General features: G+C 45.3%; 25 protein-coding genes. 14 read left to right on the top strand and 11 right to left on the bottom strand.

Annotation, left to right across the window (positions count from 1 at the left end):
• The first annotated feature begins 8 nt into the window (after positions 1–8).
• The 7 genes from ACO1NU_RS14470 (at position 9) to ACO1NU_RS14440 (ending at position 8,186) form a co-directional block, all read left to right on the top strand.
• A complete protein-coding gene (locus ACO1NU_RS14470) occupies positions 9–992 on the top strand; it encodes a YpdA family putative bacillithiol disulfide reductase (RefSeq protein ID WP_448819202.1) in 984 nt (327 codons plus the stop codon).
• Positions 993–1,061: 69 nt separating this feature from the next.
• Entirely contained in the window at positions 1,062–2,186 is a 1,125-nt protein-coding gene (locus ACO1NU_RS14465) for a CofH family radical SAM protein (protein ID WP_448819201.1), read from the top strand.
• A gap of 54 nt (positions 2,187–2,240) precedes the next feature.
• Positions 2,241–3,011 (top strand): LytR/AlgR family response regulator transcription factor, encoded by a 771-nt coding sequence (locus ACO1NU_RS14460; protein WP_448819200.1) that lies wholly within the window; start codon positions 2,241–2,243, stop codon positions 3,009–3,011.
• 5 nt (positions 3,012–3,016) lie between these two features.
• Complete coding sequence (locus ACO1NU_RS14455; protein ID WP_448819199.1) at positions 3,017–5,974, top strand: two-component regulator propeller domain-containing protein; 2,958 nt, start codon at positions 3,017–3,019, stop codon at positions 5,972–5,974.
• Positions 5,975–6,152: 178 nt separating this feature from the next.
• Positions 6,153–6,716 (top strand): SMC-Scp complex subunit ScpB, encoded by a 564-nt coding sequence (gene scpB, locus ACO1NU_RS14450; RefSeq protein WP_448819198.1) that lies wholly within the window; start codon positions 6,153–6,155, stop codon positions 6,714–6,716.
• 145 nt (positions 6,717–6,861) lie between these two features.
• The gene (locus ACO1NU_RS14445) at positions 6,862–6,996 is read left to right on the top strand and encodes a hypothetical protein (RefSeq protein WP_448819197.1); all 135 of its coding nucleotides are present in this window, start codon (positions 6,862–6,864) and stop codon (positions 6,994–6,996) included.
• 71 nt (positions 6,997–7,067) lie between these two features.
• On the top strand, positions 7,068–8,186 hold the full coding sequence (locus ACO1NU_RS14440; protein WP_448819196.1) for a GNAT family N-acetyltransferase: 1,119 nt from the start codon (positions 7,068–7,070) through the stop codon (positions 8,184–8,186).
• 28 nt (positions 8,187–8,214) lie between these two features.
• Here the strand turns inward: ACO1NU_RS14440 and ACO1NU_RS14435 are convergent, their stop codons facing one another.
• The 6 genes from ACO1NU_RS14435 to ACO1NU_RS14410 all read right to left on the bottom strand — a co-directional run bounded on the left by ACO1NU_RS14435 (position 8,215) and on the right by ACO1NU_RS14410 (position 13,052).
• Complete coding sequence (locus ACO1NU_RS14435) at positions 8,215–8,556, bottom strand: helix-turn-helix domain-containing protein (protein ID WP_448819195.1); 342 nt, start codon at positions 8,554–8,556, stop codon at positions 8,215–8,217.
• Between the two features lie 11 nt (positions 8,557–8,567).
• Positions 8,568–9,932 (bottom strand): UDP-N-acetylmuramate--L-alanine ligase, encoded by a 1,365-nt coding sequence (locus tag ACO1NU_RS14430; protein ID WP_448819194.1) that lies wholly within the window; start codon positions 9,930–9,932, stop codon positions 8,568–8,570.
• Positions 9,933–9,941: 9 nt separating this feature from the next.
• Positions 9,942–10,778 carry a 50S ribosomal protein L11 methyltransferase gene (gene prmA / locus ACO1NU_RS14425; RefSeq protein ID WP_448819193.1) on the bottom strand — a complete coding sequence of 279 codons (837 nt, stop codon included), beginning with the start codon at positions 10,776–10,778 and terminating at the stop codon, positions 9,942–9,944.
• A 3-nt stretch (positions 10,779–10,781) separates the two neighbouring features.
• On the bottom strand, positions 10,782–11,549 hold the full coding sequence (gene tpiA, locus ACO1NU_RS14420; RefSeq protein WP_448819192.1) for a triose-phosphate isomerase: 768 nt from the start codon (positions 11,547–11,549) through the stop codon (positions 10,782–10,784).
• A gap of 3 nt (positions 11,550–11,552) precedes the next feature.
• Positions 11,553–12,740, bottom strand: a complete 1,188-nt coding sequence (locus tag ACO1NU_RS14415) for a putative sugar nucleotidyl transferase (RefSeq protein ID WP_448819191.1) — start codon at positions 12,738–12,740, stop codon at positions 11,553–11,555.
• A 63-nt stretch (positions 12,741–12,803) separates the two neighbouring features.
• The gene (locus tag ACO1NU_RS14410; protein WP_407430827.1) at positions 12,804–13,052 is read right to left on the bottom strand and encodes a type B 50S ribosomal protein L31; all 249 of its coding nucleotides are present in this window, start codon (positions 13,050–13,052) and stop codon (positions 12,804–12,806) included.
• A 218-nt stretch (positions 13,053–13,270) separates the two neighbouring features.
• Between ACO1NU_RS14410 and ACO1NU_RS14405 the strand changes: the two genes are divergently transcribed.
• The 5 genes from ACO1NU_RS14405 to ACO1NU_RS14385 all read left to right on the top strand — a co-directional run bounded on the left by ACO1NU_RS14405 (position 13,271) and on the right by ACO1NU_RS14385 (position 18,966).
• Positions 13,271–14,455 carry an IscS subfamily cysteine desulfurase gene (locus tag ACO1NU_RS14405; protein WP_448819190.1) on the top strand — a complete coding sequence of 395 codons (1,185 nt, stop codon included), beginning with the start codon at positions 13,271–13,273 and terminating at the stop codon, positions 14,453–14,455.
• An 85-nt stretch (positions 14,456–14,540) separates the two neighbouring features.
• Positions 14,541–14,867 (top strand): HesB/IscA family protein, encoded by a 327-nt coding sequence (locus ACO1NU_RS14400; protein WP_448819189.1) that lies wholly within the window; start codon positions 14,541–14,543, stop codon positions 14,865–14,867.
• 99 nt (positions 14,868–14,966) lie between these two features.
• Positions 14,967–16,880, top strand: coding sequence for an AMP-dependent synthetase/ligase (locus ACO1NU_RS14395; RefSeq protein ID WP_448819188.1), 1,914 nt, complete (start codon positions 14,967–14,969; stop codon positions 16,878–16,880).
• Positions 16,881–16,939: 59 nt separating this feature from the next.
• Positions 16,940–18,661, top strand: coding sequence for a lysine--tRNA ligase (gene lysS, locus ACO1NU_RS14390; protein WP_448819187.1), 1,722 nt, complete (start codon positions 16,940–16,942; stop codon positions 18,659–18,661).
• Positions 18,662–18,750: 89 nt separating this feature from the next.
• Positions 18,751–18,966 (top strand): hypothetical protein, encoded by a 216-nt coding sequence (locus tag ACO1NU_RS14385; protein WP_448819186.1) that lies wholly within the window; start codon positions 18,751–18,753, stop codon positions 18,964–18,966.
• Positions 18,967–18,978: 12 nt separating this feature from the next.
• Here the strand turns inward: ACO1NU_RS14385 and ACO1NU_RS14380 are convergent, their stop codons facing one another.
• Positions 18,979–19,530, bottom strand: coding sequence for a DUF2892 domain-containing protein (locus ACO1NU_RS14380; RefSeq protein ID WP_448819185.1), 552 nt, complete (start codon positions 19,528–19,530; stop codon positions 18,979–18,981).
• Positions 19,531–19,599: 69 nt separating this feature from the next.
• Here ACO1NU_RS14380 and ung point away from each other — a divergent pair, with 69 nt between their 5' ends.
• Positions 19,600–20,274 (top strand): uracil-DNA glycosylase, encoded by a 675-nt coding sequence (ung, locus tag ACO1NU_RS14375; RefSeq protein WP_448819374.1) that lies wholly within the window; start codon positions 19,600–19,602, stop codon positions 20,272–20,274.
• Here the strand turns inward: ung and ACO1NU_RS14370 are convergent.
• Positions 20,271–20,741 (bottom strand): Lrp/AsnC family transcriptional regulator, encoded by a 471-nt coding sequence (locus ACO1NU_RS14370; RefSeq protein WP_407430841.1) that lies wholly within the window; start codon positions 20,739–20,741, stop codon positions 20,271–20,273. The genes ung and ACO1NU_RS14370 overlap by 4 nt on opposite strands.
• A gap of 102 nt (positions 20,742–20,843) precedes the next feature.
• On the opposite strand from ACO1NU_RS14370, the gene ACO1NU_RS14365 reads away from it, so the two are divergent.
• Positions 20,844–22,706 carry an Nramp family divalent metal transporter gene (locus tag ACO1NU_RS14365; RefSeq protein ID WP_448819184.1) on the top strand — a complete coding sequence of 621 codons (1,863 nt, stop codon included), beginning with the start codon at positions 20,844–20,846 and terminating at the stop codon, positions 22,704–22,706.
• A gap of 4 nt (positions 22,707–22,710) precedes the next feature.
• Here ACO1NU_RS14365 and ACO1NU_RS14360 read toward each other — a convergent pair whose 3' ends face one another.
• From ACO1NU_RS14360 to ACO1NU_RS14350, 3 genes are all read right to left on the bottom strand, one after another.
• The gene (locus ACO1NU_RS14360) at positions 22,711–23,322 is read right to left on the bottom strand and encodes a hypothetical protein (protein ID WP_448819183.1); all 612 of its coding nucleotides are present in this window, start codon (positions 23,320–23,322) and stop codon (positions 22,711–22,713) included.
• Positions 23,323–23,335: 13 nt separating this feature from the next.
• Positions 23,336–23,908, bottom strand: a complete 573-nt coding sequence (locus ACO1NU_RS14355) for a helix-turn-helix domain-containing protein (protein WP_448819182.1) — start codon at positions 23,906–23,908, stop codon at positions 23,336–23,338.
• A 64-nt stretch (positions 23,909–23,972) separates the two neighbouring features.
• Entirely contained in the window at positions 23,973–24,422 is a 450-nt protein-coding gene (locus ACO1NU_RS14350; RefSeq protein ID WP_448819181.1) for a GNAT family N-acetyltransferase, read from the bottom strand.
• Between the last annotated feature and the right edge of the window lie 174 nt (positions 24,423–24,596).

The following is a 24,596-nucleotide window of genomic DNA, read 5'->3' as shown; positions in this document are numbered from 1 at the left end:
TTTTTTTCATGTCTGAGACCCTCTCACAAGTTGATGTTTTCATAATCGGAGCAGGACCCATTGGATTAACCTGCGGCATCGAGGCAAAAATGGCTGGCCTGTCCTACCTGATCGTAGAGAAAGGTTGTCTGGTAAATTCGCTCTACAACTATCCGGCAAACATGACCTTCTTCTCTACTTCAGAGAAGCTGGAAATAGGCAATATCCCCTTCGTATCCGTTAATCTGAAACCTACGCGTGCCGAAGCTCTGGAGTATTATCGCCGCGCCGCTGTACACTACGAGTTAAATATCCGTCTTTTCGAAGAAGTTACGGAAGTGATCCGCAAACCAGACGGCTCCTTTGTGATTCAAAGCTCTAAGGGAAACTATGCGGCTAAAAATGTGATAGTTTCGACCGGGTTCTACGATGTTCCCGTGAAACTCAACATCCCCGGAGAGGACCTTCCGAAAGTCAAGCACTATTACAAAGACCCTCATTACTATGCTTTTCAAAACGTGGCTGTCGTAGGAGCCAGCAACTCTTCGGTAGATGCCGCCCTCGAAACATATCGTAAATCGGCAAACGTAACCATGGTGATCAGAGGTTCTGAAATTAGTCATCGCGTAAAATATTGGGTGAGACCTGATATTATCAACCGGATAAATGAAGGCAGTATTAAAGCGTACTTCCACTCATCACTGAAAGAGATCACACCCTCGTCCATCATCGTCAACACTCCTGAAGGAGATGTTACCATTCCAAATGACTTCGTGCTTGCAATGACCGGATATCTGCCGGACTTTAGTTTTTTAAAGAATCTCGGTGTAGAGTGTTCGGTCGACGACGTGCAGCTACCCACCCACGACAGCGAGACGATGCAAACAAACATTCCTCACATTTACCTGGCAGGGGTAGTTTGTGGTGGAATGAACACCCACAGCTATTTTATTGAGAATTCACGCGTCCATGCGCAAAAGATAATCCGGCATATCTGCTCTGAGAGGATTTAATTACGCTTCGATGACCCCATTTCCAAATTTCTGTGAAAATTCGCACAAACACTCTGTATCTTTGCACCGATGAACGTACAGGAGCTATTGCAGAAAGCACTCAACTTTGATTTTCTAAGTCAGGAAGAAGGTGTTTATTTATTTAAACATGCGACCACGAATGAACTGATGTATACCGGGAACGAACTCCGGAAGAAACAGGTTCCCCACGGAAAAGTCACCTGGCAAATAGATCGCAATGTTAATACCACCAACGTATGTATTGCTAACTGTAAGTTCTGCAACTTCTTCCGCCGTCCAGGGCACGTAGACAGCTACATCACTGATATTGAAACATATAAAGTAAAGATTGAAGAAACATTCCGCCTGGGCGGAGATCAACTTCTTTTGCAAGGTGGTCACCATCCCGACCTGGGACTGGCATTCTATTCAAACCTCTTCAAACAGCTTAAAGAACTTTACCCTACCCTTAAGTTGCATTCCCTCGGTCCGCCAGAGATTGCTCACATTGCCAAACTCGAGGGCCTCAGCCATTCCGAGGTACTGAGGGAGCTGATGAACGCTGGACTGGATTCCCTTCCCGGTGCAGGTGCAGAGATCTTAAATGACCGTGTTCGCCGCCTGATTTCGAAGGGAAAATGTGGTGGGCAGGAGTGGCTTGATGTTATGCGGGCAGCTCACCAGCTGGGCTTGAGCTCTTCCGCTACGATGATGTTCGGACATGTCGAAACGATAGAGGAACGCTTTGAGCACCTGGTCTGGATTAGGGATGTTCAGTCCGAAAAACCAGAAGGCTCTACCGGCTTTATTGCCTTCATCCCATGGCCTTTCCAGGATGATGGGACGCTTCTTAAAAGAGTCAGAGGTATTAAGAATGATGTATCTGCCGATGAATATATCAGAATGCTTTCGCTCAGTAGAATCATGCTACCTAACATCAAGAACATCCAGGCATCCTGGCTGACAGTTGGAAAATCAGTTGCACAGATCTGTCTACACGCAGGTGCAAACGACTTCGGTTCTATCATGATTGAAGAGAATGTTGTGAGTGCTGCAGGCGCACCGCACCGGTTCACATCGGCCGGTATTCAGCAATCTATACGCGAAGCTGGATTCGAGCCTCAGCTGCGCAATCAGCAATATGGATTCAGAGAAATACCACAGGAAATACAGCAACAAACCATCACGTATTAAAGGCGCACTGCCACATTAATCATTTTTTTGGGTATTTTCAACAAAATTACCTAAATGGCTCTTCAAGCAATTATTGTCGACGACGAAGAATACAGCAGAAAATCGCTTTTCTTTCTTATTCAAGAGAATTGCCCTGATGTTCATGTAAGCTACATCGCAAAATCAGCACAGGAAGCCAGGGAGTTCGTCAGCAAAAACAGGATTGAACTCGCATTCCTTGATATTGCTATGCCAAAAGAAAGCGGATTTGATCTGCTTCCATCCCTGCAGGAGCAAAATATTATGGTCATTTTCACAACAGCATATGATCAGTATGCCTTGAAAGCACTGAAGTCAAACGCTGTAGACTATCTCCTGAAACCAATTGACATTGCTGAACTTAAAGAGTCCGTTCAGAAGGCAACGAAATGGGTGGAGCTCAACAATGCCCATGCATCGCTTCGAAATGCGCAAACTGAGCCAAGGAATATCGTTCCCCGGCCAAATACCATGCCTAAACTCACTCTCCCTCATACTCATGGTTTCCATATTATTGATCTGTCCGAGATCATGTACGTAGAGGCCGACAGCAATTACTCAATTTTCTATCTAGAAAGAGGCGATAAAATGATTATTTCGAAACCGCTCAAGGAATTCGAGCATTATCTGGAAGAAAACAATTTTATGCGGATTCACAAATCAGTCATTGTAAATTTCCGTTTTGTGAGCGAGTATTCTAATAAGAACGGCATGCAGGTAATTCTTAAAAACGGCATCGCACTGCCCATTTCCAGAAGAAGATCGAATGAGTTTCAGGAAAAGTCTAAACTGTACTTTCAACGATGACCGGAATGATGCTGAAACCTCAGACAGAGTGGCTTAAAAGCTGCATCAAATTATCAATTATTCTTTTTTCAGCTTGTTCATACCTGCAGTCCTACTCCGCCACACTTAACTTTCGTCACTACTCCGTCAGAGAAGGCCTTGCTAATTCAACTGTGTACGACGTCTTTCAGGACAGTAAAGACTTCATCTGGATCGCAACAGAAAGTGGCGTCAACCGCTTCGATGGCAATAAGTTTGAATTGTTCACAATGGACAACGGCTTGTCTGACAATGAAGTATTGCAAATCCGGGAAGATTCCTCAGGAAGGATCTGGTTCCTGACACTCAACGGAAAACCCAGCTACTTTCTCGGTGGTAAATTCTTCAATACATCTACCGACCCCCTACTCAAGAAGTTTATGGGACACGGAAGTCTCACTGCCTTTTTTGAAGATTCATCCAAACGGCTCTGGTTTTCCACAAATCAAAATAAGATAATTCAGATAAGTCCCAAGAAAAAGGTCGATGTCTATTCTTCTCCTGAAAATTCTTTCGTAAATGCAACGGTGCTGGAAAACGATACAAAGGAAATCCTCGTATTTTCAGAAGGGTCAGTCTTTAAGCTAAACAATAAGCAGTTTACGCGTATTCGGCTTCGGCACAATCCATTGTCACCGAAGTCAATATACTACGATCGCAGCAATAGGAGTATCTTTTTTCCTGGGCAGCAGGGCCTGATTCGTCTTCACGATAATCAAACCACCAAAGTGGTAAACCTTCCTGAAAGGTTACCCGCAACGGCCAGCAGTTTCGTTTACAACAAAAAGCAAATGTGGATCGGCACTATGGGCCAGGGGGTCTTGCTCTGCAACCTGGAGAGTCAAAGATCCGAATATCACCTCGAAGGCCTCAGCATTTCACATATACTAACTGATAGACAAGGCAATATCTGGATCTCCACGCTCGGAGACGGAGTTTACCTCCTGCCCTATTATACCGGCTTTGTCAGGCATCTTACCCGATCCGACGGCTTATCTGGAGACGCTATCACCGCTCTCGCAAAGTCTGCCAAGGGTTCTATGCTAGGCTATGCCGATGGCGCTATCGACATTTTCGATCAAAAAAGCATCAAAAACGTCGTCGCTCGTCCAGCAGCCGGTCAAAGTCCCGTCAAAAAAATATTCTTTGATAAAACCTCAGGCACACTCTGGTATGGCACCGACAGCAAACTTTCTGGTCGGAGCAGAAACACCACTGAGACGAATTTTCTGAACGATCCTAAATGGAGCTCTTACGCACTTAAATCTTTCAGCCTCGATAAAGAGAATAATGTCGCCGTCGCTTTAGCTTCAGGCGTATACATCCTCAATGTTGATCGTTCGGCAAAGCGAGACTCACACATTGATCTGTCTACTGCCAGACACTTCCCAAACCGCGCTTTTGCTGTCCATTATGACCGGAACGGTGGACTGTGGTTTTCAAACATTGAAGGCTTGCACCAGTATAAAGATGGTCGCCTGCTGGAACCCTATAAACAGTATCCAAAACTTCGACACCGCATTACCGATATCATCACCCTGCCTGACAATACGACAATTTGTTCATCCTATGGATTTGGCGTATTCGTGTTAAAAGATGCTAAGTTAATTCAAACCATCACGATAGAAGATGGCCTGCAAAGTAATATATGCAAAAAGCTGTTTGCAGAGGGCAACAACGTCTGGGTGGTAACAGGAAAGGGGGTCAGCAAAATACACTTCAATCGGGATAAACCGAAAATAACAAACTACAGTACCGCCAACGGACTACTATCCAACGAAATCAACGACATCTATGTTGATCAGGATACGGCATATATTGCAAGCAACAGCGGCTTGACCATTTTCAGAGAGCCAGGTCAAAGTGCTAATACAACAATCCCTCCAGTAACCATACGGTCAATATTCGTGAACAATCATCCATCCGATATGAGGCAAGTACGGCACCTTTCACACGAGGAAAATAACGTCAGCGTCACCTTCGTGTGCATGGACTTCACCCACCCTGATCAAGTGGTTTATAGCTACCGCACCAGCCACGATGAAGAATGGATTGAAACAAAGGAACAAACCATAGAATTCAGTTCATTGAAGCCTGGACACTACGAACTCGAAGTGCGGGCAAAAAGCATGTATACTGACTGGACCCAGCCCACCTCCATTCGATTAAATATCCATGAACCCTTCTGGATGCGCTGGTGGTTTATTGTGATCACTTCGGGGCTCTCTATTTTCGCTCTTTTCATGTTTGTGCGTCACTATTACCGCATTAAACAAGTGCGGGAAGAAGAAAAGTTATTGACAAAGACCAGGATCATATCACTAGAACAGCAGGCCTTGCAGGCCATGATGAATCCGCACTTTATATTTAACGTCATGAACTCCATCCAGTACTTCATCAACACAAGAGATAACGCAATGGCCAACCAAGTGCTGACTGGGTTTGCCAGACTGATTCGTAAGAACCTCGATATCTGCAACAAAAGTTATATAAGCGTTGAGGAAGAAATCACCTATCTCAATCTATACCTTTCGCTGGAGAAGCTCCGCTTTGGAGACAGACTAAGCTATAGCATTGTCGCAAACGCTGATGTAGATCTTACGTCTACCTATATACCCTCCATGCTTCTTCAGCCTTACGTAGAAAATGCCATATGGCACGGTATTATGCCTATGAGCGAGCCAGGTGAGATTCTCATTGAGATCACCACCGCCGACAACGCTCTCGTCATAACGATACGAGACAATGGCATCGGAATCGATGAATCGATGAGATCTCGAAGTAGTGATCATATCAGTAGAGGAATGCAGCTCACCCAGCAACGTGTGGATCTGTTGAACAGGTTTAACAAAGATTGCATCTCGATTTCTGCTCTACAGCAAGAGACAGGAGGAACAATAGTTGCCGTTAAAGTCCCTCTCAAACCGTTTACTCAATCAAATTAGCCGCTTACTCACTTACATAAAAGAGTACGATTCATATACCTATTATTGTATTGTTCAATATGATTGTTTAAGGGACCAAAATATTTTTATCTAAGTGTGTGTTTAGCGGTTGAAGCTTCCCAAAAGTTTCACCGCTTTTTTTATGCCTGAATTTTAGTTTTGACTAACTTTGCAGCCATTGGAAAATATAGCACAACATATCGAAGCATTGATATTTGCTTCCGAACAAAGCATAACAAAGAAAGACATTCTGCAGGTCCTACACGAACTGACCGGCGCCGTTCTTCCCCCCGAAGAATTACAAAGTCATCTCGATAGCATCATCAGAAAGTACGATTGTGACGACTTTCCATTCTCCGTCGTCGCAGTTAATGGAGGATATCAGTTCCTGACCAAGTCACCCTACCACGCTGCCATCAGCAAGCTGCAGACCCAGCGTTCTAAAAAAAAGCTGAGTCAGGCTGCTCTGGAAACACTTTCAATAGTGGCATACAAACAGCCAATCACAAAGCTGGAAATCGAACAAATCAGAGGAGTTAACTGCGACTATACGATACAAAAGCTCCTCGAAAAAGACTTGATTGCTATTTCCGGTAAGTCTAAGAATATTGGTAGACCTTTGCTCTATAGTACCAGTTCCACGTTTATGGATTACTTTGGAATCAACTCTGCCGCAGAACTCCCTCAGATTAAGGATTTACCGGCAGAGACTAACGCCATTGGAGAAGCTGATGAAGGATAATAGGTGATTCCGTTTCTTAAAAGCCCTATTTTCTATTATTTTTGAAATCGAAATAGAGCATGCAAGCGCAAATTATTCTAAATTTATATCAGCATAAAAACTTCACTACCGAAATCGACATAATAATCTAAGAGCAAATACGAACATGAAAAATTCAGTGATTGAACCAGAAGAGTTAGATAGCGAGCTTTTTAACGACGATGAAGATGGATTCGACAATTCGATAGACGACCTGGCCGGATTCGAAGAATTCAATGATTTTGATGATGAGGAATTCTAAAGTCACTAACGTGAGCTAATTAAGGCCTGTAAACAGATGTTTAGGGAATACAGCCTGACAACCTTTCAAATATGATTATTACTGAAGTAAACGAAAAAAAAGACAGGAAGCAATTTCTAGAGATAGCGAGAATCATATACAAGGACAGTAAGGTTTGGGTATCCCCGCTCGATCAGGACATCGAGGCTGTTTTCGACCCTGCAAAGAACAATTTCCACAAGCATGGTAAGATCACCAGGTGGATCCTAAAAAGTCCCTCTGGTGATCTTATAGGTCGCATCGCCGCCTTCATCAATGAAAAGAAAGCATACACCTATTCTCAGCCCACCGGTGGAATCAGTTTTTTCGAATGCATCAACGATCAGGAAGCCGCCAACGTCCTCTTCGATACGGCCCGCCAGTGGCTCCAGTTGCAGGGAATGGAAGCGATGGACGGCCCGATCAACTTTGGAGAAAATGACACATTCTGGGGTCTCCTTGTAGAGGGATTTACACAACCCTCCTACGGAATGAACTACCATCATCCTTATTATAAGTCGCTGTTTTCCAACTACGGCTTCCTGCCTCTTTACGAGCAGATTACCAATCACCTCGACGTGAATAAACCCTTCCCGGAACGCTTCACCCGCATTGCAAATTGGGTAATTAAAAAACCGGGCTATAGCTTCAAACCCCTCGATCCTAAAAAGATAAACGATTTCGCAGGCGACTTCATGGAAATATATAATGATGCGTGGAAAGACTTCGACAATTTCGTGCCCATCAACAACGCCACCATCATCGAAACGTTTCAGAAGATGAAGACGATCATGGACCCCAATCTGATCTGGTTCTCTTATGTCAATGGAGAGCCTGCTTCCTTCGTCATTATTCTCCCCGACGCAAATCAAATCATCAAGTCGTTTAACGGAAAGTTAGGATTGATCCAGAAGCTGAAGTTTTTATACCTCCGCTGGAAAGGCGTTTCCAGAATGCGGGCAATTGTTATGGGAACGAAGACAGCATATCAGAAGCACGGTTTGGAATCGGCGATGTTTATCAAGTTGAAAGAATATGTGCTGCCTCTGGGCAGATACAAAGAGCTCGAACTTTCATGGGTAGGAGATTTTAATGACAAGATGCTTTCACTCCACGAAGCTACGGGAGCTTCCTTCGGGAAGAAGCATGTAACGCTCCGCAAGACCTTTTGAGAGCCGGAACCCGCGTATCCGGGGGTTCCTACGACAATATCTTAGACTGTCTCAACTCATCGAAAAGATCAATGATTTTCTTTTGAAGCGCTATGATCTCCGTTTCCCGCTCACGTAGCTTTTTATTGCTTACTTCGAGGTCCGAAACGTACTTCTCCTGCTCTTCTGTATCATTAAACGTCAGAAGCTGTATCACAGAGAGGTCAAACAGCTTGGCAATTTGTTCCAAGCGGGATAAATTAATATCCGTAATGCCCGTCTCGATTTTGGAAAACGCGGGAATAGAAATGTCCAGTCGCTTAGCCACGTCTTCCTGGCTCCAGCCATTTTGATGCCGGAGGAGCCTGATTTTCTTTCCTAGTGTGTTCATCTTTTTTATTCTTAGGTTGCATGAGCGGTGGCCCGTTCAGCGACTGATTCGAGATTCAATCCGCCAAAATTACCTGAGCTCATAAGAAGCAAATTTTTACCCTTATAATTAATACAACTCAAAAATTCGTCCAATATTTCACAATTATTAAAAAAAATCAACTTATCATTACCAAAAGCCGCCTTTACAGTATCTTCATCATAAGGTGCTAGCTGCTTCTGCTTAAACGTCTTCTCATCGATATATACTACAGGGACATCCGCTCGATCCATAGCGCCTTTATATTCAGAAAGAAAATCCGGGTTGAGACTACTAAACGTATGCAGTTCAATCACGGCAACAAGCTCCCTGTCTGGAAACTGTTCCTTTACGGCCTGAACGGTTGCTTTCAGTTTGGATGGAGAATGCGCGAAGTCCTTATAAACTGAGGTTCCTTCATTAGAACCTAACAGTTCAAGCCTTCTCGCCGCTCCCCTGAACGAGCTGACAGCAGCAAAAAACTGTTGATCATTTACTCCCAACTTCCTGCATACGAGATAGGCCACCTGCATATTATAGAGGTTATGCGCCCCAAAAACATGAAGAGGAATCTCTCTGCCCTGATGTAAAAGATAAGTTACACCTTGCTTTGTTATACTTTCAATCGCAGCATATCCTACCTTTTCTATAGAGGACTGATCTGTATTGATAACACTATTCACTATTTCGTCGTCCTGATTAAAGAACAGTGTCCCTGAAGGTTCCATACTCTTCAGGAAGATACTGAACTGCTCCACGTAGTTTTCGAAGGTTGGAAATACGTTGATATGATCCCAGGCAATCCCACTGATCACCCCAACATGGGCATGATACAAATGAAATTTGGGACGCCTGTCGATCGGCGAGGATAGATACTCATCCCCTTCAATCACGATGATCTTCGCGTCTGTAATGCGGACCATAGTCTCGAAACCAGCCAGCTGTGCGCCGACCAGATAGTCGAAGTCAATACCGTTTTTCTGCAGTACATGCAGGATCATTGATGTAATGGTTGTCTTGCCATGGCTTCCACCGATAACTACGCGGAGCTTATCTTTCGACTGTTCATATATATATTCAGGATATGAATATACCTTTAGCCCGAGTTCCTGTGCCTTAAGCAATTCCGGATTGTCAGCACGTGCGTGCATACCCAGAATGACTGCATCGAGTTCCGGATGTATTCTGCCTGCATCCCAGCCCATTTCGCTAGGGAAAATACCATGCTTCTTCAACCTGGAGGCTGATGGCTCAACAATCGCATCGTCAGATCCCGACACGTTAAATCCTTTTAACTTCAAAGCAATAGCGAGGTTATGCATAGCACTCCCTCCAACAGCTATAAAATGTACACGCATAGAATAAATTTAAACTTTCAGCAGCTTCAATGAAGCCCAGTTATCAGTCAAACGCTTCTCCGAAAATCGGATTCCAAACTCGGCAGCCTTCTGCAGCAGAACCTCGCAATCCTCGTCGTAAAAACCACTTAGGATCAGGGTGCCACCCGGCTTCAGCACGTTTGCATAGCTTTCAATCTGATCAAGTAGGATATTCCGATTGATGTTCGCTAGCACAACATCATAAACAGCATCGGGAATAACTTCCTTCGATCCGCACAAGGCTTTAATAAAAGGCGCCTTATTTAATGCAACATTTTCCTGGGTGCTTTCAAAACAGACCGGATCGTAATCAATCGCAGTAATATCGTTCGCTCCTCTCTTTGCTGCCAGAATCGCCAGGATACCTGTTCCACATCCCATATCCAGTACTGACTTTCCTGAAAAGTCGATAGCTAGAAGGAATTCCATAACCATCGCAGTGGTTTGATGATGTCCCGTACCGAACGACATCTTCGGATCAATGATAATCTCAATCGGAAACTCTGGCCTGGCCTGATGAAACGTAGCCCGCACGTAGCACTGATCACCAATGATCAGTGGTTCAAAGTTGCTTTCCCATACCTCATTCCAATTCTTCTGTGGAATCAAATTCTTTTTATATGAAAACGCAAGGGTCTGCCTGAACGGGTTTAAAAGAATTTCCTCATCCAAACCCTCTGCCAGTCCCTCTGATATGTATGCGTTGAAGCCGGAATCGGTCTCCTCAAAAGTATCAAAACCTGCTTCACCCAATGAATGGATGAGCAGGTCCCGATAAACTTCTTCGCCTTGTTCTATTTTAAAGACAAACTCGTAGTAATTCAAATCTTAGCTATTAAAAACATTCGCAATGTCAATGAAGTCGCGTGATTTCAAAGATGCTCCTCCAATTAGTCCACCATCAATATCTAACTGAGAGAACAGTTCTGATGCATTCTTTGGATTACAGCTTCCACCATATAGAATGCTGGTATCTTCAGCAACAGCGTCTCCGTATCTCGCCTCAATTTCCTTACGGATGAAAGCATGGATCTCCTGTGCTTGCTCAGGACTTGCAGTCACACCTGTGCCGATAGCCCACACGGGTTCGTAGGCCAGTACAACGGTAGAAAAGTCGCCAGAACTCAGCTCAAAAACACCTTCTGTAAGCTGCCTTTTGATCACTTCAAAGTGCGTATTGCCATTTCTTTCTTCTAAAGTCTCTCCAATACAGAAAATCGGCTTCAATCCTGCCTTGATAGCAGCTCTTGTCTTTTCCGCGAGCAATTCATTCGTTTCACCGAAATACTGCCGGCGTTCGGAGTGTCCGAGAATCACGTATTCCGCGCCAACAGACTTCACCATCGAGGCAGCTATCTCGCCTGTGTAAGCCCCGCCATCGGCCTGGTGGCTATTTTGGGCACCAATGCTGACATTGCTGGTCTGGCCAGCCATCTGACTAAGACTGTGCAGGTAAGGACTAGGCGGACATACCACTAATTTCTGTTCACCTCGTACTTCGTCCCTTGCCATATTCAACACTTCCGAAAATAAACTGAGTGCTGCTGTATAATCAAGGTTCATCTTCCAGTTTCCTGCAACGATTTTCTTTCTCATAATTTAGTTTTTTATGTTTCTGTAATGTTTAGTCAATTCAAATATAGCAGAAAGGATATTCTTCTCCACCTGATCCAGGTTCTTCTCTCTTCTGGCAAACACCCTCTCGGTAGTTTGGATGGCCTTATCCAGACGGTACTCGGCACAGCCTGCTGTTCCTCCCCATGAAAAGTCGGGCACAAAGTGGTCTGGGAATCCAGCTCCAAATATATTAGAACTCACCCCGACAACCGTTCCTGTATTAAACATCGTGTTGATACTACACTTAGAATGATCACCCATGATCAGCCCGCAAAACTGCAGAGCTGTGTCGCGGTACGTTTCGTTCGAGTAATCCCAAAGCTTCACCGATGCGTAATTATTTTTCAGGTTAGAATTATTCGTGTCTGCACCTAGATTACACCATTCGCCAATGACAGAGTTTCCGAGGTAACCATCATGCCCCTTTGACGAATTGCCCATGATCACGGCGTTGTTAACTTCCCCGCCGATGCGGCAGTAAGGACCGATGGTGGTCTTGGAATAAATTCGTGTTCCCATCTTCAGCTGAGCTCCCTCACACAAGGCAAATGCGCCCCTGACCATAGATCCCTCCCAGACGCCCGAATTGCGTCCAAGATAAATAGGGCCCTTCAATGTATTGAAGGTACTGCATTCAGCCTCGGCTCCTTCCTCGGCAAATATCTGGTCACCCAGCACGGTATTGGTTGAACTGAGCGGCGCTGAGGTCCTGTTATGGGTCAGCAATTTAAAGTCACGTACAATCTCCTGCTCATTATTCAAAAATATATGCTCGGGATAAAAGATACGTGTAAAATTGCGGGAATAAGAGATCAACTTGAAGCCTTCCAGATCGATATTGGGGACGCCCGAAAGGGCCTCTGCCCCCCGTACGGCGAGCAACACATCTGAAGCATGTAGAGCTTCGCCTGTCTCAAGTGACTGAATGGCTTCAATCAGATGCTCATCGGGACATACGGATCCGTTGATGAACAGACTACCGGCACTTTGATGATAGGGATACTTTTCCTGAAGATAAGCTACCGTCAGAAAAGCAGTGTCACTTCCAAGATGCTTCGCCCACTTCTCTGCGATCGTCAAAATGCCAACTCTAAGCAAGGCGACAGGCCGGGTAAACGTCAGCGGCAACAGATTATCGCGCGCAGAATCATCAAATAAGATAACGGTCATTTAGGGCAAAAATAAAAAAAGTCCAGGCTGTAAACCGGGACTTTCAAAATATTTTGAGAAATATTACTTCTTAGAGTAACGAGTACGGAATTTATCAATACGACCGGCAGTATCTACCAGCTTCATCTTACCGGTATAAAACGGGTGAGATGTGTGTGAAATTTCCAATTTGATAAGAGGGTATTCATTACCGTCTTCCCATTTAATGGATTCCTTAGTGTCAATACAAGATTTTGTAATGAAAGAATAGTCGTTTGACATGTCTTTAAAAACAACTAATCTATAATTTTTTGGGTGCAAATCAGCCTTCATGATCTAAACTTTTTCAGGGCGCAAATATGGAACAAATTTCTATTACATCAAAATGAAATTTCACTTTGTCTACTTCGCTTACCGGTTCAAGTCGCAAATATAGAATAAACAATGATTATGTCAAAAAAATGACTGAAATAATTATCATATCCGGCGCCCGCAAGATCGCTCCCCTCGAAGTTTTCTTAACTTTGCACATCTAAAGCTGGCACTATACGATGAATCTTCCCATTTATTTGGATAATAACTCAACGACACCCGTGGACCCGCGGGTGCTGGATGCGATGTTGCCCTATTTTACGCAAAAATTCGGAAACGCCGCCAGCCACAACCACAGTTTCGGATGGATCGCAGAAGAAGCAGTAGACCAGGCTAGGGCGCAGGTTGCCAGCCTCATTGCTGCTGATCCAAGTGAGATCGTTTTCACTTCCGGTGCAACCGAGGCCGTCAACCTGGCTATAAAAGGAATATTTGAAAGCTATCGTTCTAAGGGCAATCACATCATTACTTGCGTTACGGAACACAAGGCGGTCCTCGATTCCTGTAAACAGATCGAGAAAATCGGAGGCCGCGTCACCTACCTGCCTGTAGACGCGAATGGGCTGGTCGACATCGACGCGCTTCAGGATGCGATCACTCCCGAAACCATCCTCATTGCCATCATGTATGCCAACAATGAAACCGGCGTCATCCAGCCTGTCCGGGAGATTGGCCGCTTAGCTGCCGAAAACAATACGCTTTTCTTCAGTGATGCCACTCAGGCTGTAGGCAAGATCCCGGTAAACGTCACAGATGATGGCATCCACTTGCTAGCTATGTCGGCCCATAAGCTATATGGCCCCAAGGGCATCGGTGCGCTGTATGTAAGACGGCGCAACCCACGGGTTGTTACCTCCGCTCTTATCCACGGCGGCGGGCACGAACGGGGCATGCGTTCAGGCACCCTGAATGTTCCGGGGATCGTGGGCGTAGGCAAGGCCGCGGAAATCTGCGCCACCGAAATGCAGCACGAACAAAAAAGGGCACTTTCGCTGCGAGATAGGATGGAGAATAATTTACGGAATATCGACAATAGCCTCGTCTCCAGTGCAGATGCCCCACGCCTACCTCATGTATTAAATATTGCCTTCCAGCATGTGGATGGACAGGCCCTGATGATGTCTATGAAAGACATTGCGGTCTCGTCCGGATCAGCCTGCACATCGGCATCACTTGAACCGTCATACGTGCTCACCGCCATGAAACTTAGCAATGAACTCGCACATTCAGCCATCCGGATCGGAATTGGCCGCTTTAATACAGAAGAAGAGATAGAATTTGCTACTTTACAGATAACAAACGCAGTCAATCATCTGAGAACCTTATCACCGGCTTGGTTGATGGCTCAGGATGAAAATAACTAACAAATAACACAAACAAGGGCGGGGTACATACAGAAAAACAACTTACTGCCCCCGTTGTTAAATTAATGATCAAGAAACGAATACAATGATAACAATAACAGAAAAAGCAAAAGCGAGAATCGACGATCTGATCAAAGAGTCCAGTTACGATGAGTCCTACTTCCTCAGGGTTTCTGTTCAAAGCGGAGGTTGTTCGGGCCTGTCCTATAATATGGATTTCGATAATACCGCCAAGTCAGACGACCAGTTCTTCGAAGATAAAGGAATAAAGATCGCCCTGGATATGAAGTCCTTCCTATATCTTGCCGGTACTGAGCTCGACTTCACAGACGGCCTGAACGGAAAAGGATTCAGCTTCAACAATCCGAATGCAACGCGCACATGCGGATGTGGCGAAAGTTTTTCAGTTTAATACAAAATAATATCTTTGTGAGGAAAAGGGGCCTAAAAGCCCCTTTTTGTATATCTGTCATTATATATGTAAATTGTTTTGACAACCAATAGAACTTAGATGCATCATATCAACGAACCCCATACCGTTCCCGCGCTGCTCCGGAATATAGTCGCAAATGTTCATCCCGAAACGCACACTTTTCTCCTACATAAATCCGGGGATTCCTGGAAAGAGATTAGCTACAAGGAGACGCTCGACCATGCAGACGCGATATCGTCGTACTTTCTTGATATGGGCATTAAAAAGGGGGATCGCCTGGGATTAATTCTGGAAAACTCACCATCCTATATTTTCTACGATCAGGGACTGCAACAGATAGGAGCTGTAAATGTCTCCATCTACCCTACACTGACCGAAAGCGAAATAGAATATATCATCAATGATGCCGGCATTAGAACGATTATCGTAGGAACCGTATTCCTACTAAAGAAAATCCTGAAAATTGCTAACTGCTGTCCATCTCTCGAGCGTATCATTCCCGCTTTTGAGTCATTCGAGAAACACGTCCAGGATATTAGCATCAACGCCGGAGTTATCGGCTTCAAACAACTGATCGAGGAAGGAAAAAAGTCGCTGTCCAGTCGCAAAAAGCAAATTGACGCCTGCAGGCAGGCCATTCTGCCCTCGGACCTGTCTGCCCTGATCTACACCTCCGGGACCACAGGTATTCCAAAGGGCGTCATGCTTACACATGCCAATTTTGTGGAAAATGCGAAGTCCAGTCTGCAACAGATTACCGTGGTGAACAAAGACGACCTATTTTTGTCTTTTCTGCCGCTTTCACATGTTTTTGAGCGAACCGCAACGTACCATATCTGCTGTACCATAGGATCCCGTATCGCATTCTCTCAAAGTCTCGAATTATTGGCTCGAAACATGGAAGAAGTCAAACCGAGCATCATGGCCTGCGTACCACGTTTGCTGGAGCGTATTCATGATAAGGCCATTAAAAGTGGAACACAAGGAGGTGGGCCGAAAGCAGCCATATTCACGTGGGCGCTGGCCACAGGCGAAAAATATCGTAATGCAATAGAATCCGGCCGTTCAGCGGGACTCCTGCTGTCCATCCAGCAAAAGCTTGCAGACAGACTTGTATTCAGCAAAATAAAAGAGAAAACCGGCGGAAATCTAAAATTCTTTATATCGGGCGGTGCTGCACTCCCTAAAAATGTAGGCGAGTTCTTTGGCAATCTCGGCATCAAGGTACTTGAAGGCTTCGGACTTACCGAAACGTCTCCGGTAATGGCAGTGACAGAGTTTGACAGGCAAATTTACGGCACAGTGGGCCGCATCATTCCGGGAATCGAAGTGGGCATTCAGGATGCAGACACCAGGAAAATACATACCATCCAGACACACCATACCTTTGATGAAGATCTGATCTCTCCTGAAGGAGAAATCATCGTGAGGGGCCATTGTGTAATGAAGGGATACTGGAACAAGGAAGAAGAAACGGCCCTCGTTATTGATCAGGATGGCTGGTTCCACACCGGAGACATCGGACAGTTCTACAAAGGAAACCTGAAGATTACCGACAGAATAAAGAATATTCTCGTGAATTCCTTTGGCAAGAACATCTACCCCACGCCCGTCGAGAACACCTATCTGAAAAGTCAGAAGATTGAGCAGATCTTTCTGATCGGCGACAAACGTGAATACATCACCGCGATTGTCGTTCCCTCCAAAGAAGGCCTGCAGGAAGCCTTCGGCTTCAATGAAGCGTATTTTGAAGATCCTGAAATGTTTATCTCTGATCCTGAAGTCATATCATGGATCGGTGAAGATATCAAAAGACTCTCAAACGAACTTGCAAAATTTGAACGTATCAAAAACTTCAAAGTCAAACGCAATCCTTTCTCCCTTGAGGCAGGTGAAATGACACCTTCACTGAAGGCGAAGAGAAAGGTCATCGAAAACAAATACGCTGAAGACATCAACACGCTTTACGCAGAGGAAAGTTTTAACGAGTAAAAACCCGCATAGATTGGTACACTAGGCTCGAATATCTATATTTGCAAAAATTACGAAGAATGAGTATTGGCTTATCCGAACAGGAAATTATACGCCGTGAGGCGCTGCAGCAACTGCGCAATCTCGGGATCAACCCGTATCCCGCAGAAGCATATCAAATAAACGTCACCACTGAAGATATCCTGAAGAACTACGAACGGGATAAAACATCCTATAAGAACATCAGCTTTGCCGGCCGGATCATGAGCCGACGAATCATGGGTAGCGCGTCTTTCGCTGAGTTACAGGATTCAACCGGAAGAATGCAGGTGTACATCAAGCGCGATGATATCTGCCCTGGAGATGATAAGACCTTATACAATACCGTATTTAAAAAGCTGCTTGATATAGGAGACTATATCGGCGTGAAAGGCTTTGTTTTCACCACCCAGACCGGCGAAATCTCCATCCACGTGACAGAGATGACCCTGTTGTCAAAGTCGCTTAAACCACTTCCTGTGGTGAAACGCGACGAGGAAGGGAACATATTTGATGGCTTTACAGACCCCGAGATGCGCTATCGCCAGCGTTATGTGGATCTGACTGTTAACCCGGATCTGAAACAGATCTTTATCAATCGCTCCAAGGTTATCAGTACCATGCGAAATTATTTCGAGAGCCAGGGCTGGATGGAAGTTGAGACGCCGATCCTGCAATCCATACATGGGGGCGCAGCAGCAAGGCCGTTCATGACGCATCATAATACACTGGATATGCCGTTGTACCTGCGTATCGCAAACGAACTTTACCTGAAGCGCCTGATTGTTGCCGGTTTTGACGGTGTCTTTGAGTTTGGTAAAATGTTCCGTAACGAGGGCATGGACCGCACGCATAATCCGGAGTATACGGCTATGGAAATATATGTAGCGTACCGCGACTATATATGGATGATGTCAATGGTGGAGGAATGCCTGGAGAAAATAGCGCTAGCTATCCACGGAAAAGCGAAAGTTACCGTCGGACAGCACGAGATTGATTTTGCCGGCCCGTATGAGAAACTGACCATGTTCGAATCCATACAAAAATACACCGGTATCGATGTTTCAGCCATGGATGAAGCTGGATTACGCCAGGTATGCCGCGACCTGAACATCGAAGTAGATACCTCCATGGGAAAAGGCAAGCTCATCGACGAGATCTTCAGTGAAAAGGTGGAAGCCAACTTAATTCAGCCTACTTTCATTACCGACTACCCCATCGAAATGACTCCTCTTGCCAAAAAACATAGAAGCAAAGACGGCCTTGTTGAACGCTTTGAGCTTTTTGTAAGAGGTAAGGAAATCGGAAACGCCTACTCAGAGCTGAACGATCCTATTGATCAGCGTGCACGCTTTGAAGACCAGCTCCTGCTGGCAAACCGCGGTGATGAAGAAGCTATGGCAATGGATGAAGACTTCCTCAGGGCTCTTGAATACGGTATGCCTCCAACCGCAGGTTTAGGAATTGGTATCGACCGATTGGTCATGCTGATGACGAATCAAAGCACCATCCAGGAAGTTCTATTCTTCCCGCAGATGCGTCCGGAAAAGAAACTTAAGGTAGCATCTGTTAGCGACTATGTGGCGGTAGGTGTACCTGAAGAATGGGTCCCTGTATTGATTAAAATGGGATTCAACACGATTGAAGAACTTAAGGCTGCCAATCCGAATAAGGTGTTCAACGATCTCGGAGGAATGCGCAAGAAGCTTAAACTTGATATCTCCATCCCTTCTAAAGAAGCGGTGATGGAATGGTTTGAATAGGCCGGCGCATCGCTGCTTAACATAAACATAAAGCCCTGTAAATACTAAATTTACAGGGCTTTATTATTTTAGATGCAAAATTAAAGGTTATGAATCTATCCAGTATTGAAATAACAGATAACGAATATCTGATCAAACTAAATAAACAAGATTTTGATCTTTCTCTGGTCAACTCACTTGTTAAGCGTATTCAGGCAGAAACGTTCTTCCAACCGAAGTTACGCGACGAAGACGAAGAAGATATCATCAGCAAACGCGCAAACGATCACCGCGTCAGCCTCTTTGATCACCTTGACGACAAGTAGCAGGCAGAAGACCTATCTCGGCCTGAAGCCCCTTGTCTGAACCTGCTGCTTATCCAGCTGTCCCATCTGTGCCTGCATCATCTTGATCTGCTCAGCAAGCAATTTATTCTTGTCCGCTTTCTTCGCTTCCTGCAGGTACATGGTTGCTTCCCTCTTATTCCGCTTTGCCATCGCAATGCCCGCCAGGCTCAACTTTGCTAAGGCAATGTTATGATCCATGGTCATTCCCAGGGCAAGTGATTTCTTGAAGTATTTTTCCGATTGTAAGGGTGCCTTTCTCGACTCGATAAGTCCGATCAGCAGATGGTAATAACCGTGCTGTGCCTTCAGCAACTCGCTTTCGTAGTTCTTGATCTTCTTCAACCAGCTCTCTGATGCTTCCATATTCTCCTTTCTCAGATAATACTGAGCTATCAGCATCTTCTCGTTGAAGAAGAATGTCACAAAAACCACTATTGATAGTAAAATTACAAGAACTCCCCATCCCCAATGGCTAAAGAACATCAAGGCAACAGCTGCCCCCAATAAAGCAAAGCCGATTATTAATCTGACAAAATTTGGCATATTTGTATTTTCTTTTAAATAGGTTGCAAATATCGCTTATTTCGCCTCCAAAACCAAAAATATAGAATGATGACTGTGTTAATTAATGAGTCCTGGAAAGACGTTCTGGCCCCAGAATTTGAAAAGAGCTATATGAAAGATCTCAAAGTATTTCTTCAGAAAGAAAAGCAGGATGGAAAAGTCATCTTTCCTCCAGGCTCCTTGATCTTTAATGCATTCAACCACACACCTTTCGACCAGGTAAAAGTTGTCATTCTCGGCCAGGACCCCTACCATGGAGATGGGCAGGCGCACGGACTTTCTTTCTCCGTGCAAAAAGGTGTTGGAGTCCCGCCGTCTCTGAAAAACATCTATAAGGAACTCGAAAGCGACATTCCCGGATTTGTCGCGCCCTCCCACGGGGAGCTGACGAAGTGGGCGGATCAGGGCGTATTGCTCCTCAACGCTACGCTTACTGTCAGAAAGGCTCAACCCGCATCTCACCAGAAACAAGGCTGGGAGATATTCACCGATCAGGTAATTAAAACTCTATCTGAAAAAAGATCAGGACTGATATTCCTGCTTTGGGGGAAAAACGCTCAGGCAAAGATCCCGATTATCAATAAAGAAAAGCACACTATTCTTAGCGCTGCACATCCCTCCCCTTTTTCCGCTTACAACGGCTTCTTTGGATGCCGTCACTTCTCCAGAACCAACGAAATACTTGAGCATCAGGGAAAAACGGCCATTGACTGGCAGATTTAATATTGAAAGGGAAGCACAGCTTCCTTTTTGCTGGTTGATAGGATCATCATCGTTTGGAAGGTCTTCACCACTTGGATCTTGCCGATCTTCTCCATGATCAATTTCTCGTAGGACTTAATGTCCTTCACATAAACCTTTAGGATGAAGTCGCAGCCGCCGGTCACGTGATGACATTCCGTAATCTCGTCGATTTTTTTCACTTCATCAACAAATGTCTGGATAGTGTTGTTGTGATGAAAGTCTAATTGGATCTGAATGAACGTTTTTATACCAAGCCCCAGCTCCTCTTCGTCCACGACCGCGTGATAGCTCTTGATCATTCCCGAATTCTCGAGCTTTCTTACACGCTCGAGTGTGGGCGCGGGAGAAAGACCAATCTCGTTCGAAAGCTGCAAGTTGGTGATTCGTCCATTTTCCTGGAGACGCTTGAGAATTTGTAAATCTGTTTTATCGGGTTGGAACGGCATATTGTTTTATTTATGGCGCCAATTTAAAACAATTTGCAAAGAAATCTTATTTTAGAGTAATCTAATCTTTTTTATTAGGTTTGCTTAACGTGCAGCTTAAACATGAACGAATCACTTGGAGAAGTACATTCATCTGTAAACACTGCCGGCAAAAAAGGCTGGCGTAAACTTCTGTCCTTTTTGGGTCCTGCTTACCTTGTAAGTGTCGGATATATGGACCCCGGTAATTGGGCCACCGATCTCGCCGGAGGCAGCCAATTTGGATATAAATTGATCTGGGTGCTATTAATGTCCAACCTGATCGCGCTTTTATTGCAGTCGCTCAGCGTACGCCTGGGTATTGTCCAAGGCCTCGACCTTGCTCAGGCTTCGCGAAACGCTTACCCACGCTGGGCTAATTTCCCGCTTTACATATTGGCACAAATTGCCATCATTGCCTGTGACCTTGCGGAGATAATCGGTATGGCCATCGGGCTCAACCTACTATTTGGGCTTCCCATGATCTGGGGCATATCCATCACTATCCTCGATACGGTTCTCTTGCTATTCCTGTTAAACAAAGGCATGCAGGCCATGGAAAGCTTCATCCTGTCTATGGTTTTCATAGTCGGCCTCTCCTTCCTGGCAGAAATGTTCATTATCGAACCCCAGATGAAAGACGTGCTGGCGGGATTGGAACCCTCCATGCTGAGTGGAGACGCACTCTACATCGCAATCGGAATTATAGGGGCTACTGTAATGCCCCATAACCTATATCTCCATTCCTCCTTGGTCCAGACAAGAAAAATTGACAGGACCAGCAAAGGCATCAAAGAATCGCTGAAGTACAACCTCATCGACACGAGCGTTGCTCTGAACCTGGCTTTTTTCGTCAACGCTTCGATCCTGATCCTCGCGGCCACGGCCTTTCACAAGAACGGGTACTTCCAGGTTGCCGAGATCCAGGATGCTCACAAACTCCTTGAAAATATATTTGGATCACTCGCCCCTGCCCTGTTTGCCATTGCTCTGATTGCCGCGGGACAAAGTTCCACCGTAACGGGAACCCTGGCCGGACAGATCATCATGGAAGGTCACCTCAAACTGCGGATACAGCCCTGGATCAGGCGTCTAATCACCCGCTTGCTGGCTATAGTTCCTGCTTTCTTCACCATTTTGTATTTCGGAGAGGGCGCACTCGGCGAGCTGCTTGTTCTCAGCCAGGTCGTCCTCAGTCTGCAACTGGGCTTTGCCGTCATCCCCCTGATCCATTTCACGTCCGACAAAAAGAAGATGGGCGAGTTCGCGATCAAGCCTTGGGTAAAGGTCCTCGCCTGGCTTAGCGCAATCATTATTGTATCCCTCAACATCAAGCTGGTTTACGAAGAAATCTCTTCCTGGATGAGTACGGGCAACAACTGGTGGGTGTACGTCTTTATTGTGCCACTGGCAATCGCCGTGGTGTTCCTCTTGTTTTATGTTTCCTTCCATCCGCTGTTTAAAAAACAGACTATGATGATCAACTCCAATGTTCCGCATGGCAGAGCGCTTGAAATTCCGAGTATTGAGAACGTATCTTATCACGCCGTTGGCATTCCTGTCGACTTCAGCAAGTACGATAAAGCAACTATCGAACATGCATTGATGCAGGGGGGTAAAAACGCTATGTATTTCCTTATCCACATCGTGGAAACCGCAGGAGCCCGTTATCATGGCGACACGGTGATGGACTACGAGACAAAAAGCGATGCCGAAAATCTGGAGATTTACAGGCTAAACCTGGAGCAACTTGGGTACAAGGCGGAAACCCGAATAGGCTACGGAGACCGGGCACGCGCTATCTCCCGGCTTGCCAGGGAGAATCATCTGGACCTGCTGGTGATGGGTGCCCATGGTCATCAAGCCATGAAAGACATGGTCTTCGGAACCACTGTCAATGCAGTCAGGCACCGTGTCAGAATACCAATTCTGATCGTTAGAAAATAATGCTTTAGCGAAGGTAACTGAGTACCTCCCGGTTACTCAGCTGCTTTTTGATGTCGATATATCCCGGGTAAGATACTTTTTGATCGGCTACGATAATGTTAGGCTTCACCTTAAGCGTAATCGTCACCGCTGTATCTTTCTTCAAAGAAAAGAAGTCTGATAGCAGTCGCTGATTCTCCGGCTTGGAAATCACCGGATAAATATCTGTATTTATCGGAAACGGAACAGAGATTCGCCCCCCGTTCGCCGGAACCAGAATTGAATGCTCATAGACGCCCCTGAGCAACTCATAATTTCCAACAAGAAGGATGTATTCGAAATCGTTGATCCCCGCATCCTGACTCCCCGGATTGGCGATACCAAGATCAAGACGGGCCTTGAGGGGCACCTCCTGCTGAAAGAACGCAAGCGCCAGTTGTGGAGCGCGCGACATGTTGAAACCACCATTTCCCACCAACTTATCTACAGGCTGCTTAGCTAAATAAACACTATCAATCGCATCAACTTTAAAAACACAATGCTGAAGTGCCTCCAGCTGACTAACTTGTGTCTTAACTCCACATGAGCAGACAGATCCGATTAGGACCAATGCAAAAATGATCTTATAATATTTCATAGAGTTAGAACATTTACACGGCGTCCAGATGAATACGACTGTTTCTTTTCTGGTTCATTGCCTTGAACTGAGTGGGCGTGTATGATGTTACACGCTTAAATTGAGATGAGAGGTGGGCTACACTGCTATAGCCTAGCATATAAGATATTTCCTTCAAATTGAGTTCATCATAACAGAGCAGCTCTTTCACCCGTTCCGTTTTCTGGCGGATAATATACTGCTCAATCGTAATTCCCTCGTTAGCCGAAAAAAGTGTACTCAGGTAGTTGTAGTCATGAGAAAGTGCATCTGCAATCTGAGCCGACCAATTCCACTTCCGCTCAGCCGGGTTCTGATGAAAAATTTGATCGATCACAAGTGTTTTAATCCCCTCAATCAGTCGATTCTTGCCATTATCCAGCAATTCGAACCCCTGCTCGCGGAGTGCGACGCTAACGGCCTCAATCTCTGATGTACCAAGCTCATTACCCAGCCTGGCATAGCCAAGAGTTATCTCTTCAACCGGATATCCACGTTCTTCGAAAGTCTGCCTGACTGCTGCTATACAACGCGGACAAACCATATTTTTGATGTAAATTTCTGTCATCGGCCCAGCTGATGTGTTATTCATTTGTCTACTACTATAACGAAAAGAAACCATAGGCGGTATATCAGAAAGACTTAATCATCTTGATATGATCAATGCCATCTTCATCGTATACCTCGCTGCTTCTAATAAAGCCAAATTTCTCGTAAAATTTTTCTGCATATAACTGTGCACCGATCTTGATTGGCCGGTTTCCCAGAAGATCCTCCACGTCCGATAAGATGAGCTTCATCATCGTCGCACCTACCCCTTTACCCCGGTAACCCGCATGAGTAACGATCCTGCCGATGGAAGCCTCCGGGTAAGCGATACCGGGAGGAATAATCCGTGCGTAGGCGATCAGCTTCCCTTCATCATACATCATGAAGTGATGACATTGCTCATCCAGGTGATCCAGATCCTGGTAGGCGCACTTCTGCTCCACAATGAAGATTTCATTGCGAAGGTGCAGTATCTGGTACAGCTGTTCGAGACTGAGATCCTGGAATCTCTTCGTGATCTTGATATATGACATGGGCGAAATTAACCGTTATAATCTGTAATACCTTGCTCAAGGGTAAAAATACCCTGATCTGGGCGGGTTCGTCGCTTGAAAAACACGTTTGAACATGGTCTTTGCCAGGCATTCGTATTTGAAACGGAGCGTTTGGCCAAGTCTAGCGGAATTTTCCAGTTAGCGAGACCATCG

Source organism: Arcticibacter sp. (genome assembly GCF_053551015.1).
The sequence above is the reverse complement of the archived record's forward strand: the minus strand, read 5'-3'. Positions and strand labels throughout refer to the sequence as shown.